10 protein-coding genes and 1 tRNA gene are annotated in these 13934 nt (G+C 56.7%); 9 read left to right on the plus strand and 2 right to left on the minus strand.

Going from position 1 to position 13934, the window contains the following annotated elements:
- Nucleotides 1-67 precede the first annotated feature (67 nt).
- From RCH91_RS11570 to RCH91_RS11610, 9 genes are all read left to right on the plus strand, one after another.
- Nucleotides 68-913, plus strand: a complete 846-nt coding sequence (locus RCH91_RS11570; protein ID WP_306535100.1) for an FAD/NAD(P)-binding protein — start codon at nucleotides 68-70, stop codon at nucleotides 911-913.
- A gap of 19 nt (nucleotides 914-932) precedes the next feature.
- A complete protein-coding gene (locus tag RCH91_RS11575; RefSeq protein ID WP_306535101.1) occupies nucleotides 933-2246 on the plus strand; it encodes a radical SAM/SPASM domain-containing protein in 1314 nt (437 codons plus the stop codon).
- A gap of 161 nt (nucleotides 2247-2407) precedes the next feature.
- Nucleotides 2408-3406, plus strand: coding sequence for a DUF362 domain-containing protein (locus RCH91_RS11580; protein WP_306535102.1), 999 nt, complete (start codon nucleotides 2408-2410; stop codon nucleotides 3404-3406).
- A gap of 496 nt (nucleotides 3407-3902) precedes the next feature.
- Nucleotides 3903-4982: a cyclopropane-fatty-acyl-phospholipid synthase family protein gene (locus tag RCH91_RS11585; RefSeq protein WP_306535103.1), complete on the plus strand. Its 1080-nt coding sequence runs from the start codon at nucleotides 3903-3905 to the stop codon at nucleotides 4980-4982.
- Nucleotides 4982-6130, plus strand: coding sequence for an NAD(P)/FAD-dependent oxidoreductase (locus RCH91_RS11590; RefSeq protein ID WP_306535104.1), 1149 nt, complete (start codon nucleotides 4982-4984; stop codon nucleotides 6128-6130). The genes RCH91_RS11585 and RCH91_RS11590 overlap by 1 nt, the downstream gene beginning before the upstream one ends.
- A gap of 383 nt (nucleotides 6131-6513) precedes the next feature.
- Nucleotides 6514-9297, plus strand: coding sequence for a PAS domain S-box protein (locus RCH91_RS11595; RefSeq protein ID WP_306535105.1), 2784 nt, complete (start codon nucleotides 6514-6516; stop codon nucleotides 9295-9297).
- A 93-nt stretch (nucleotides 9298-9390) separates the two neighbouring features.
- The gene (locus RCH91_RS11600; protein ID WP_306535106.1) at nucleotides 9391-10392 is read left to right on the plus strand and encodes an ABC transporter substrate-binding protein; all 1002 of its coding nucleotides are present in this window, start codon (nucleotides 9391-9393) and stop codon (nucleotides 10390-10392) included.
- A gap of 6 nt (nucleotides 10393-10398) precedes the next feature.
- Nucleotides 10399-11988 (plus strand): sensor histidine kinase, encoded by a 1590-nt coding sequence (locus RCH91_RS11605; protein WP_306535107.1) that lies wholly within the window; start codon nucleotides 10399-10401, stop codon nucleotides 11986-11988.
- Between the two features lies 1 nt (nucleotide 11989).
- The gene (locus RCH91_RS11610; protein ID WP_306535108.1) at nucleotides 11990-13180 is read left to right on the plus strand and encodes a response regulator; all 1191 of its coding nucleotides are present in this window, start codon (nucleotides 11990-11992) and stop codon (nucleotides 13178-13180) included.
- 202 nt (nucleotides 13181-13382) lie between these two features.
- Here the strand turns inward: RCH91_RS11610 and RCH91_RS11615 are convergent.
- Together RCH91_RS11615 and secG are read right to left on the minus strand one after the other, a co-directional pair.
- Nucleotides 13383-13469: transfer RNA gene (locus tag RCH91_RS11615), tRNA-Leu, on the minus strand.
- Between the two features lie 59 nt (nucleotides 13470-13528).
- The gene (gene secG, locus RCH91_RS11620; RefSeq protein WP_306535109.1) at nucleotides 13529-13927 is read right to left on the minus strand and encodes a preprotein translocase subunit SecG; all 399 of its coding nucleotides are present in this window, start codon (nucleotides 13925-13927) and stop codon (nucleotides 13529-13531) included.
- Between the last annotated feature and the right edge of the window lie 7 nt (nucleotides 13928-13934).

Genomic DNA, 13934 nt, shown 5'->3' on the forward strand with positions numbered 1-13934 from the left:
TATACGAAGTTGATTTTGTTTTTCTCCGTTGCTCAGTTGCTCCGTGTTATTAAAAAAGGTTTTCTCCATGTGCGATCACAGCAAAAACATCTACCTCCCCCAGCTCGCCACCATCGCGGAGATTGTCGACGAGACCGCCGATATCCGCACCTTCCGCCTCGTGTTCCAGGATGACGAGGTGCGCGAGAACTTCTCCTTCCGGGCCGGGCAGTTCGCCGAGTACTCGGCCTTCGGGGCCGGGGAGGCCACCTTCTGCATCGCCTCGGCCCCCACCCGCAAGGGGTACATCGAGTGCTGCTTCCGGGCCGTGGGGCGGGTCACCGAGGCGCTCAGAAGCCTGGAGGTGGGCGACGCCATTGGCGTGCGGGGCCCCTACGGCAACTCCTTTCCCATCGAGGAGTTCTTGGGCAAGAATCTCGTCTTTGTGGCCGGGGGGATTGCGCTCCCCCCCTTGCGGACCCTCATCTGGCAGTGCCTCGACTGGCGGGAGAAGTTCGGTGACATCACCATCGTCTACGGCGCCCGCACCGAGGGGGATCTGGTCTACCAGCGGGAGCTGAAAGAGTGGCAGGAGCGGGGCGACGTGCGCCTGGTGAAGACCGTGGATCCCGGCGGCAACTCCCCCGCGTGGGACGGACACGTCGGCTTCGTCCCCACAGTGCTGGAAGAGGCAGCCCCCTCGGCCGACAACACCATTGCCCTTGTCTGCGGCCCCCCCGTCATGATCAAGTTCACCCTCCCGGTGCTGGAGCGGCTCGGGTTCAGCGACGACGCCATCTACACGACCCTGGAGAACCGGATGAAGTGCGGCCTGGGCAAGTGCGGCCGCTGCAACGTGGGCAACGTCTATGTCTGCAAGGACGGCCCGGTGTTCACCGCCGCCCAAGTCAAGGCAATGCCACAGGAGTTCTGAGCAGATCAGGACGGAAACCATGACCCAGTCCCCTGATGAAAGCCCCGCACGTCGCAATCATCCTTCCAAACTCTTCGTCGAGGTGACGACCCACTGCAACCTCGGCTGCGCCATGTGCGTCAAGCAGACCAAACACCACGGCATGACCGAGGGAGTCATGGCGGACGAGATCTTCTCCGCCCTGACCCCTGCTTTTCCCCACCTTGAAGCGCTCATTCTCAACGGCATCGGCGAACCGCTCCTCCACCCGAAGCTTGAATCATTCATCCGCAGGGCCAAGGAACTGATGCCGGCGACGGGGTGGATCGGTTTCCAGAGCAACGGCCTCCTGCTGAACGAGGGGAGGGCAGTGTCCCTGGTGGAGGCCGGGCTCGACCGGATCTGCATCTCCATGGATGCTGCATCTCCCGAAACTTTTCGACGGCTTCGCGAGGGTGGGGAGGTGGGAGATATAGAGCAGGCCTTCCGTGCCCTGACTGCCGCTCGGGAAGTGCATCTGGCTTCCCGGCTGGAAATCGGGATAGAGTTCGTTGTCATGAGGGACAACATCCGGGAACTCCCCGAAGTCATCCGGTGGGCGGCCCGCCGAGGTGCTTCCTTTGCCCTCGTGACCCAGCTGGTTCCCTACGATGAGGCCCACATCTCCCACGTTGCCTACGACAACAATACGGATGAGGCAGTGGCCCTTTTCGAGGAATGGAAGCAGATTGCATGTCAAGAAGGGATTGATCTTCGGCGCTATGGGGAGGTGGCGTGGCGATACAGTCGGACTCCCGAAGAGCAGCGCATCGTCGATTTTGTCGCCAGAATGAAGGAGCACGCCCTTTCCCGGAACATATTCATCAATCTGGAGAAACTCCTGGCAAGGGATGAAGAATGGTTCGCGGAGGCGACAGAGATCTTTGACAAGGGCCGTGCCGTAGCGATCGAAGAGGGAATTGATCTGAAGCTGCCGGAACTGGTTCCCCGGCAGATGCGGCGGTGCGAGTTCGTGGAGGGGGGCGGGGCTTTCGTCTCATGGGACGGCAACGTCCACCCCTGTTATTTTCTCTGGCATAACTACCAGTGCCACGTGCAGGGATGGAATCAGATGGTACGGCCGCGGGCCTTCGGCTCCTTGGCCATGCGTGGAATCCTCGACATCTGGAACGACAAGCCATTCCGTGAATTCCGCGAGAACGTGCTTCTCTACGACTATCCCCACTGTTTCAGCTGCAAGCTCGCACCGTGCGATTATGTTCAGGTCGATGAGTTCGAGCAGGATTGCCACATCAGGTCGGAACCGTGCGGTTCGTGTCTCTGGTGCATGGGGGTGTTTCAATGCCTGCAGTAAGCAGAAACGCCTCGAATCAAGGTTGAAAACCAACCGAAGATATCGGGAGGCTTAACGCACGATTGCCGCCCGCATCCATCCCGTCCTTGCCATCTGATCTTCCCGCGCTAGACTTTCCCTGTGTCCAGGTGCCACCGTACGCTACCCGGACGGAGGAGACTATGAATCGGCGCGAATTCATGATCACCATGGCAGGAGGGGCGCTCGGCATGATGGTTGATGCGGGACCACTAGTGGAGGCGGCCCAGAGGCCGACGTCGACAGCGGCGAAGGCGAAGACGCGGGTTGCCCTGGTAAAGACCGGGGACCGAGCCGCAGGAGTCAGTCGGGCGATTCGTCTCCTGGGGGACAAGTCGGTGGCCGGTAAGCGGGTGCTCCTGAAACCGAACTTCAACACCGCCGATCCCTATCCCGCCTCGACCCACAACGATACCCTGATTCATCTGGTGGCCGAGTTGCGGGAGATGGGAGCCCGGGAGATCACCATTGGCGAGCGGAGCGGCCCGCCCGATACCCGCGATGTTCTTCAGGACAAGGGGATCTACGATCTCTGCCGACGGCTGCGAATCGACCTGATCAACTTCGAGGAGTTGCCTCCGGAGGGTTGGGTGAAGGTGGATGCACCGGAAAGCCACTGGTTCGATGGCTTCCTGTTTGCCAAGCCGGTCCTCGATGCCGAGTGCGTCGTATCAACCTGCTGCCTCAAGACCCACGGCTATGGCGGTGTCTTTACCATGTCCCTCAAACTCTCGGTCGGCATGGTCCACAAGAAGAACATGCGGGAGCTGCACACCTCGTTTTTCAGTCAGCGCAAGATGATCGCCGAGGTGAACCATCCCTATGCCCCGGCCCTGATCCTCCTCGACGGGATTGAGGCCTTTGTCGACAAAGGGCCGATGGAGGGGCCGAAGAAGCGGGCCGACGTGATCCTTGCCGGCACCGACCGGATTGCCGTTGACGCGGTTGGTGTGGCTATTCTCAAAGAGCTGGGAAGCAACCGAGCGATCATGGAGCGACCGGTCTTTGCCCAGGAGCAGATCGCTCGGGCGGTGGAACTGGGGCTCGGAATCAAGGGGGCCGACGGAATCGAGCTGGTCAGTGATGACGAGGCTGGCAGGCGCTACGCCGAGAAACTGTGGCCGATCCTGGCACTGGGGTAACCGAAAGAGCTGCTTATCTTCGACCGGGGCGACCATAACACCATACTGTCGGCCAACGAAGAAGCCTATTTCGCAGCATTGAGCACATTTCTCCGCCAGCTGTGACAACTCATCCCTCCAGCCATCGAGTGTTCGGTCCGGTAATCTTCGCATCCCTTTTTTGCCGGTAGGCACAACTCCTCGGAATCCCCTAGACCTTCATTGGAATACTTCGTCTGCCAAACAAATTTACCCTCTTGACTTATAGCTGCGCGCCGACACAATTAGTGTGTATTAACTCCGGTTAAGGGTAAATGCTATGAAAGTTCCCAAGGCAAACGCAGTTGCCTTACCGTTTCCTTCCAGAAACGATAAGGCGAACACCGGTGGCAGGGTTTACGGTGTCGATGTATTGATAGCGCGCAAATTTCTGCAAGCCATTGGTGAGCCCTCTTTACGCATGGTTTTGTGGGATGGTAAAGAAATTGCTCCATCCAACTCCACCCCCGCTGTCGGTATGGTGATTCGCAACCGGGCCACTCTGTGGCGGCTTTTGACCAATCCTCTTCTCCACTTCGGTGATGATTATTGCGCCGGCCGTATCGAGGTAGAAGGGGGGCTGGTGGCGTTCATGGAAACCGTCTACCGGGCCATGGCCCAAACGCCCAACTTCCGGCGTACTCCCGATCCTGCCGCGTACCGCCGCAATCAACCGAAACTGAATTCCCTCTCGGGAGCGAAGAAGAATATCCATCACCACTACGATATTGGTAATGCGTTTTACGAGCTTTGGCTTGACGCGGAAATGCTCTATACCTGCGCCTACTTTCCGGACCCAGCCGCGTCACTGGAAGATGCCCAGATTGCCAAGATGGATCTGGTCTGCCGCAAACTGCGCCTGCAGAAGGGGCAGACCGTGGTGGAAGCGGGCTGCGGCTGGGGCGCACTGGCACGGTACATGGCCAGGCGTTACGGGGTCAGAGTCAAGGCGTACAACATCTCCCGCGAGCAGATCGCCTACGCGCGGGAGCGCGCCAAGGCCGAAGGGCTTGAGGGGCAGGTCGAGTATATGGAGGACGATTATCGCAACATTACGGGAACCTATGACGCGTTCGTCTCGGTGGGAATGCTGGAACATGTGGGGCCTGACCATTACCGGGAGCTCGGCGCAGTGATCGACCGTTCCCTGAGAGAAGAGGGGCTCGGCCTGATCCACACCATCGGGCAAAATACGGCGACACCGATGAGCCCCTGGTTCCTGAAGCGTATTTTTCCCGGGAGCTACCCTCCGACGCTGCGAGAAATGATGGCACTGTTCGAGCCTTGGGAATTCACCGTCCTGGACGTGGAAAACCTGCGGCTGCACTATGCAAAAACGTGCGAACACTGGCTTGAGCGTTTTGAACAGAACCAGAACCGGGTCCGAGAGATGTTTGACGAATGCTTTATCCGGGCCTGGCGACTCTACCTGTCCGGATGCATCGCGAATTTCACTATCGGTGCCCTGCAACTTTTCCAGGTCGTATTCTCGCGTCCCACCAACAACCTGGTTCCCCTGACCCGCTCCCATCTCACTGCTCCCCCAGGGAAGTCCTGATGGATACCTGCGATGTTCTTGTCGTCGGCGGCGGACCGGCAGGATCGACCTGTGCCGGGAAGCTGCGACAGGCGGGGCTTGATGTGCTGCTGCTGGACAAGGCGACGTTTCCACGGGACAAGCCGTGTGCCGGCTGGATAACGCCGGCGGTGCTGGCAACACTGGCGATTGATCCGGAGGAATACCGCCGGGGACGGGTGCTCCAGGAGATCACCACCTTCCGCACCGGCCTCATCAATGGATCCGAAGTGGTTACCCGGTACGGCACGACCGTCAGCTTCGGCATCCGGCGCTACGAGTTTGATCATTACCTCCTGCAGCTGTGTGCTGTTCGCCAGTCGATGGGTGAACCGGTGTCAGCGCTGGCACGGCACGACGGGGGGTGGATCGTGAACGGGCGCATCAGGGCCCGGCTCGTGGTGGGTGCTGGGGGGCATTTCTGCCCGGTGGCACGCCTCCTGGGCGCACAAATCGGCAGAGAGGAGGTAATTGCTGCCCAGGCAGCAGAGATTGCCATGGACCCGGACCAGGAGCACCTCTGCCGCACCCCTGCCGATACGCCGGCACTCTTTTTCTGCCGGGACATGAAAGGCTACGGATGGCTTTTCCGGAAGGGGAGCTTTCTCAATGTTGGCCTGGGACGGATGGACCGGAAGCATCTCGGCCGCCATATGCGGGATTTTTGCGTTTTTCTCGAGCAGCGGGGTGATCTGCCGGCAGGCCTTGCCGGACGGTTCCGGGGCCATCCCTATCTCTTGTACGGGGGGCAGGGGGGACGCACCTGTGTGAGTGATGGCGCGCTGCTGGTCGGTGACGCGGCCGGGCTTGCCCAGCCCCAGAGTGGCGAGGGTATCCTCCCCGCGATCGAGTCGGCCCTTCTGGCCGCGGATACCATCCTGGCGGCCGATGGCGATTATCGCCGCGCCAACCTGGAGCCCTACGCGGCACGGCTGGTCACCCGTTTTGGCGGCGAAAGCATGGGAATTCCCTCTTCGCCCATTTCCTCCGGTCTTCTGCGTTTTCTCGGGGCCAGACTCCTCGCCAGCGGCTGGTTTGCCCGCCATGTCGTGTTGGACCGCTGGTTTCTCCATACTCCCATCCTATATTCGTCTCCACAAAGCGGGAGAGCTGGCCAGGCGGATCGATGACGCATGGGTAATCCTCCGGGACTGTCCGAGCCCAGGCATTGACAACAAGCGTTTATCCATTAATTTTGTTAACATAATGACGGTCGCGTCTTATTATTATCGGCCAGCGTCAGGAGAATCCTTGATGTCGCGGAATTGGGCTCCTTCGTTGCCATCTTCTCGTAGAGCTTGTTACCTGCCATGACAAACTTGATCGCATGGCGGTAACAGTCCGGATCCCCCTTTAACAACTCGAGGGCGTATCTCTTCTCCATGGGCACCTGGAAGACGTTCTAGGCATTTTTCAGGGCTTTCGATCCGGCATTGGATGGGGGGTTTGTACTCGGTTTTTCCGCCGCTTATACCATTAATTTTTTCCTCTAAGGGATAGAGAGGGGTAGCTTTTGAAGGGTGACTGCAAAAATTTATGCGCCGATGACGATACCTGTTCGAATGCGCAGAGCAAGGAGCATTCGGACAAGGGGCCGAGAAGAGAAGGGGAGGTTCGCATCCTTGCCGAACTGCTGGAAGACTCTCAACAGCCCTTCGGCATCGGCCATTTGGACGGCAGAATCGGCCACGTCAACAGAGCCTTCGAGCGCCTAACCGGCTACAGCAGGGAAGAATTACAGGCTATGGACTGGACCTGGGCTCTCACCCCGCCAGAATGGCAGAAGACGGAACAGGCAAAGCTGGCAGAGCTTTGCCGCACTGGCGAGCCCGTAAAGTACGAAAAGGAATACTGCCGCAAGGACGGCTCACGGGTACCGGTCGAACTTCTCGCCCACCTCAAGAAGGATGACACTGGCAAGCCCCTCTATTACTATTCGTTCATCACCGACATCACCGACCGGAAGCGAGCGGATGAGCGAATTAGGCATCTTTCCTACTTCCCGCAGTTCAATCCGAACCCGATCATCGAGACCGATTACCTCGGTACGGTCACCTTCTGTAATCCGGCCACGCAGAAGATTCTGGAGAGCATTGGCGCAGGGGGCGATGCCGGCCTGTTTGTTCCTGCTGATCTGGACGACATTCTACGCAATTGGGACAGGAGAAGCGAAGCAACCCATTTTCGCGAGGTTTCCATCGGGACAAGGGCCTTCCGCGAGACCATTTTCCTTACACCCCAGTTCACTGTCGTGCGCTTCTATATCCACGACATCACCGATATCAGGCAGGCCGAAAAGGCATTACGGGAAAACGAGGAACGGCTGCGGCTCTTCATCGAACACGCTCCGGCAGAACTGGCGATGTTTGATCGTGACATGCGCTACCTGAGCGCCAGTCGACGCTGGCTGAGCGACTACGGGCTCGGTGATCGTGATCTGCGCGGTGAATGTCACTATGAAGTCTTTCCGGAGATTCCCGAGGAGTGGAAAGAGGCCCATCGTCGCGGGTTGGCAGGCGAGGAACTGCGGGCGGAAGGAGACCGTTTCGAGCGGGTGGACGGCTCGGTGCAGTGGATACGGTGGGAGATTCATCCCTGGTACGACTCGTCAGACCAGGTGGGTGGAATTGTCATTTTCTCCGAAGACATCACGGAGACCAAGAAGGCAGAGGAAAGAATTTTACAGTTAAATCGGGAATTGGAGCAGCGGGTAGCCGAATCGCAGCTCATCCTTGACACGTCACCCATCGGTCTGGCCATCACCAACGATCCAGAGGGCGCCATCATTCGGGGCAACCCAGCCCTGGAAAAACTGCTCGGCGTACCGGGCGGCGGTGAACTTTCCAAAAACGCATTCAACTCGGCCAGATATCGGGTTCTGAAGGATGGCAAGGAACTTCCTCCTTCAGAATTGCCCATGCAACAGGCGGTCCGCGGTGAACCCGTTGTCGGAGAAACTCTCGACATTGTACGGGAGGATGGGACGCGTCTGAATCTGTATTGTTCCGCGGCAACGGTGCGAGATAAAGAAGGAAGGCCATGTGGCGCCGTCGGCGCCTTTATGGACATAACCGAGCGCAAAGAGCTGGAGAACGTGGTTATGAAGAGCCAGCTCGACGTGTATGCCATCCTTGACAATATCCCCTACCGTGCCTGGCTCAAAGACACGGAAGGCCGTTACGTGAAGGCGAACTGGCCATTTGCTACAGCCTGTGGCTGCGCATCGCCGAAAGAGGTCATCGGGAAAACGGACCTTGACCTCTGGCCGGCGCACATGGCCGAGGCATTCCGTGCCGACGATCAGGAAGTCATGGAGAGCGGCCAGAGAAAGTTAGTCGAGGAACACATTGTTGAGAACGGCGGGGAAAGGTGGTTCGAGACTTTCAAGGCGCCCCGCTTTGACCAGAACGGCACGGTCATCGGCACGACCGGAATCTCCAGGGACATTACCGAACGCAAGAGGGCTGCTGTAGCGTTGCAGGCGGCCCACGATGATCTGGAGCGGAAGGTTGCGGAGCGCACCTGGGAGCTTGCCACGACACTTAATGACTTGCGGAAAGAAAGTTCGGACCGCATCCAGGCCCTGGAGACGCTCCGTGAACAAGAGCAGCTTCTCATCCATCAGGGCCGCCTGGCGGCCATGGGGGAGATGATCGGCAATATCGCGCACCAGTGGCGGCAGCCGTTGAATACGCTGGGGCTCATCATCCAGGGGCTCTCCATGAGTGAAGAGTCGGGGGAACTCACCAAAGAGCACCTAGACGAAAGAGTCAACAGGGCAATGCAGCTGATATTCCATATGTCGCAGACCATTGACGACTTCAGGAATTTTTTTAGGCCGGACAAGGAAAAGGTCCGGTTCGAGGTGAAGCCGGTAATCAATAACGCCCTCTCCCTTATCGGAGAGAACCTCCAGAGTCTCGGGATACAGGTTTCGTTCGACTGTTCAAGGGATCTGTCCATCAACGGGTATCCCAATGAATTCTCCCAGGCGCTCCTCAATATCCTCATGAATGCCCGTGATGTCCTTGAAGAGCGAAAGGTAGACGGACCACGCGTCATGGTAAGGATGATCGCGGAAAGCAACCGGGTGGTGGTCACCATTGCCGACAACGCCGGCGGTATTGATAAGGAGATCCTCGGGAAAGTATTCGATCCGTACTTCACATCAAAGGGACCGAGCAAGGGAACAGGGCTCGGGCTCTTCATAGCTAAAACCATCATCGAAAAAAACATGGATGGCACGCTTACCGTACGCAACACCGGGGAAGGCGCAGAATTCAGGATTGTGATCTGAAATGGAACTGTTGACGACAGCGTGCCGAAAAACCAACCGATCTTTTGAACCGCAATACGGGATAGGATCTCATCAGTGCCCAAGACAAAGAGAATGGCCATCATTTTGGGAGCGGTCGCCGTCATCATTGGCGGGATTTTCGTTGCCATCAATTTGAAGACAACAGGGCCGGGAAAGGTTGCCCGACCGCCCGAGCGCCTGATTTTCGCCGTTGCCGCGGTGCTCGATTCCGTTCCAGCTTTAGTCGCCCACCAACAGGGTTTTTTCGCCCGGGAAGGGCTTGATGTTGAGATCAAATTCTATCCCGCCGGGAAGGACGCCCTGGCGGCAGTACATCGCGGAGAGGCACATTTTGCGACGGTGGCGGACCTGCCCATTGTGTTAGCCACCCTGGAGGGGGCGGATATACAAATATTTGCCACGATCTGCAAGAGCGGCAGGGAAAACAGTATCGTGGCGAGGAAGGACAGAGGAATCACCACACCCGACCAGCTTCGGGGGAAAATCGTCGGTCTCATACCCGGAACCACCAGTGAATTCTTACTGGACGAATTTCTCATTATGCACGGTATTCCACGCACAGCGATTACCATTGTCGCCCTGAAGCCGGGCGAAACGGTGGATGTCCTGCTCTCCGGCAGGGTTGATGCGGTCTCTACCTGGAACCAATACACCGCAAAACTGCTGAAGAACCTGGGGGATAACGGCATCAGATTCCTTGGTGAGGAAACATACCAAATGAATTGGAATGTTGTCGCCACCAGGGATTTTGTTGTCGAACACAAGGACTCGATCAATAAATTCGTCAAGGCCCTTTATCGCGCAAACAACTACATCGCGAGTAATCCTGACGGGGCGCAGAAGGTGGCCATGGAGGCATTTCGGCTTGACCCGGCGCAGCTTAAAGAGGTCTGGACCGACTATGAGTTTGACCTTTCCCTTGACCATACCTTGCTCATGACCCTGGAAAACCAGGCGCGATGGGCGATGAAGCAGAACAAGACCACGGCCCGGGAGATGCCGAACTTTCAGAACTTCTTTTATCTGGATGCCCTGCACCGCATCAACCCCGCTGCGGTTACGGTGATGAGGTAGCCTCCTATGTCCATCCGGAAACGCCTGGCGGCCATAGCCATCCTCCCCCTCGCTGTGGCCTTGTTGTTCAGCCTTTATGTCATCCACAAGGACAGGCACCTCCGAGACCATAGGAAGGAGTTGCAGTTTGCCACTACCCTTGCTCAGGATGTTTTCGACCTGAACTTCCTGTCTGACCGCTACCTTATCTATCAGGAACGCCAGATCAAGGACCAGTGGCTCACAAAGCACGATGCCATTGGGAAACGTCTTGCAGAGAAGCGTTTTGCTGACAGGGGAAACGAACAACTGAGGGAAAAGTTGCGTCGGGTACACAGGGAAATGGGGTATATTTTCACCCTGTTGAGCAATGATCTCGACACCCGTAATGAGGTCGGCAACGCTGGGCAACCAGATGAACGGAGCGAGCGCCTTTCAGGGGTTCTCCTCATCAAGGCGCGCGAAATGTTCACCGCCGCTGTGCACCTTGCCAACAAAAAGCAGCACGAGCTTGCCTCAATACGGGAAAGATTCAACTTCAGTGTTATTGTATTGTTTATTGCGCTTGCGTCAGTGATCAGCGTCATCTCCGCTCTCAGTTCCAGAAGCATCATTGCATCCATCGCCAGATTGCGGAGCGGGACGGAAATTGTGGCTGCCGGGAACCTGGATCACCGGGTTGAGCCAGTGGCTGACGATGAACTGGGACGTCTGGCCAGAGCCTTCAACGAGATGACGGAAAGGCTCCAGTCAGCCGATGCCAACCTGCGGAATAGCGTTGCTGCGTTGCGCCTGGAGGTCGAGGAACGCAAACGTGCCGAGGAAAAAGCCCGTAGCCTGAATGATGAACTTGAAGAGACCATTGCGGCATTGGAGGAGGAAATTGCCGATCACCAGCAAACGGGAGAAGAACTCCGCGACAAGGAACGTCTCCTCATCATCCAAAGCCGTCAGGCGGCCATGGGGGAGATGATCGGCAACATCGCTCACCAATGGCGGCAGCCGCTTAACCTGTTGGGACTTATCGTCCAGGGGTTGCCGGAAAGCAGTGATCGGGGCGAGATAAACGCAGAGGACCTGAAGGTCAGTTCAAACAAAGCCATGCAGGTAATCTTTCACATGTCACAGACCATTGACGATTTCAGAAACTTCTTCAGGCCCGATAAGGAAAAGGTATCATTCAAGGTCTGCGATGCTGTCTCCAGGGCTCTATCCATCATCGAAGGAAGCTTTACCAGTTCCATGATCACGATCGAGACGCGAGCAATGGGTGATCCCGTCATCCATGGCTACCCTAACGAATTCTCCCAGGTGCTGATCAATATCCTGCTGAATGCCAGGGATGCCATCGAAGAGCGCAAAGTTGACAATCCGCGCGTGACGATCACAATAGACACGAAAGACGACAAGGCCGTCGTCATTATTGCCGATAACGCTGGTGGCATTTCGGAAGAGATCATGGACAAGATCTTCGATCCGTATTTCACCACCAGAGGGCCGGATAAGGGGACGGGGGTCGGTCTGTTCATGTCGAAAATCATCATCGAAAAGAACATGAACGGCGCGCTTGCCGCTCACAATGTCGGGAACGGTGCAGAATTCAGGATTGAGGTCTGAAATGGAACCCTTGAATTGCCCGGGCTCTCAACTTTCACTACTGTATGTGGAAGATGAACCTGAAATAAGAGAGCTGCTCAGTGGGGTACTGATAAGGAAGTTCCCCGCCGTGGAAATCCATACCGCAGAAAACGGCATGGCCGGGCTGGAGCTGTTCAAGGAGCTCAGTCCGGATATCATCCTGACCGACATCCGCATGCCGGTCATGGACGGCATCCAGATGGCCCGCGAAATACGGGGAGTTAATTCCACTGCGAGTATTATCGTCATTTCTGCGTGCAGTGAAACAGAATACCTGCTGGAGGCCATCAAAATGGGGATCAGCAGGTATGTGCTGAAACCCATCGACCATAAAATGCTCTTTGAGGCAGTCAATGACTGCATCGCTCGAATCACCCACGAAAGGCAGTCCAAGGCACAGAACGAACTGATTCGCCGGCTGAACGATGAATTGGAACAGCGAGTGCTGGAGCGCACCGCCGAGCTCGAGGCCTCCAACCGCGAGCTTGAAGCCTTCTGCTATTCTGTTGCGCACGATCTGAGCACGCCTCTGCGCGGTATAAACGGTTTCAGCAACATCCTTCTTGAAGAGTATTCCGACAGGCTGGATGAAGCCGGGCAGAGCTACCTCGTGCGGATGGGTTCAGCAACCGTGAGGATGGGGCAACTGATTAACGACCTTCTCGAGCTCTCCCGGGTTACACGCAGAGAATTGCATCGGGAGAGGGTCGATCTTAGTCACCTCGTCCATGGTATCGTCGACGAACTACGCGAGCACGATCCTGATCGCCGGGCGGAATTCATCATAGCCGAAAACCTTGAGGACGAAGGTGACCCAATCCTCATCCGGCTCGCGCTGGAAAATCTCCTCGGCAATGCATGGAAGTATACCAGTAAGGAGCCAAGCCCGAAGATCGAATTCGGAAGCCGCACCTGCAATGGCGAAACGGTCTATTTCGTACGCGACAATGGCATCGGTTTCGACATGGCCTATGTCCATAAGCTATTCATCCCGTTTCAGAGACTGCACGGAATCGATGAGTTTGGCGGGACCGGCGTCGGTTTGGCTTCAGTACAACGGATCATCTCCAGACACGGGGGCAAGATCTGGGCTGAGGGTGAACCAAAGAAAGGCGCGACATTCTATTTCACCGTCAGATGCTCGAGTTCCGTTCACAATACGGCCAATTAGCTGGTTGAAGATTCGTTCCCTTTGGGCACCTGATCTTCAGAATCTGGTGCCCACGCATCTCAAGTGGAACCCATACCCTGCACTAGTAAGTTGCTCTTCGCCTCAATAACATAAAAAGCTCCCCTGACAGGACCAGGTGCTGTCAGGGGAGCTTTTTGAACACGAAAAAACCCGTTGAAAATCAACGGGTTTCGCATTTACTTGGTGCCGAAGGCGAGACTCGAACTCGCACGAGCAATTGCCCGCCACCCCCTCAAGATGGTGTGTCTACCAATTCCACCACTTCGGCAAGGACCAATTATTTAGCATTTTCAGTTATTGTCTGTCAATAAGTTTTTTTATCACTAACTATTTTACAGGGAGAGTTGGTGCGGGTGCAGTTTGAGGTGCTTGTTGCTGCACCGGAGTTGATTGAGCGGGCGCCTGCTGTGTTTGAACCGGTTGCGCTGTGGATGGCGTGGCCGGTTTCTGCTGGGCAGGTGCGACGGCACCCTTTGGCATGATTGAAGAGGTTTCCGCCTTTCCAGACAGGTAGGCAAGGGTAAGTGAAGTGAGCATGAAAATGATTGCCGCACCCGTTGTGAGTTTGCTCATGAAGGTGGTGCCTCCGCCTGCACCGAATACCGACTGGCTTCCCCCTGCGCCGAATGAGGCACCCATTTCCGCTCCCTTACCCGACTGAAGCAGGACGACTGCGATAAGGGCGATGCATACAAGGATATGTAGAATCGTGAGTAAAATTGTCATGGGCCAT

This window comes from Geobacter sp. (assembly GCF_030834625.1).
Lineage (GTDB): Bacteria > Desulfobacterota > Desulfuromonadia > Geobacterales > Geobacteraceae > Geobacter.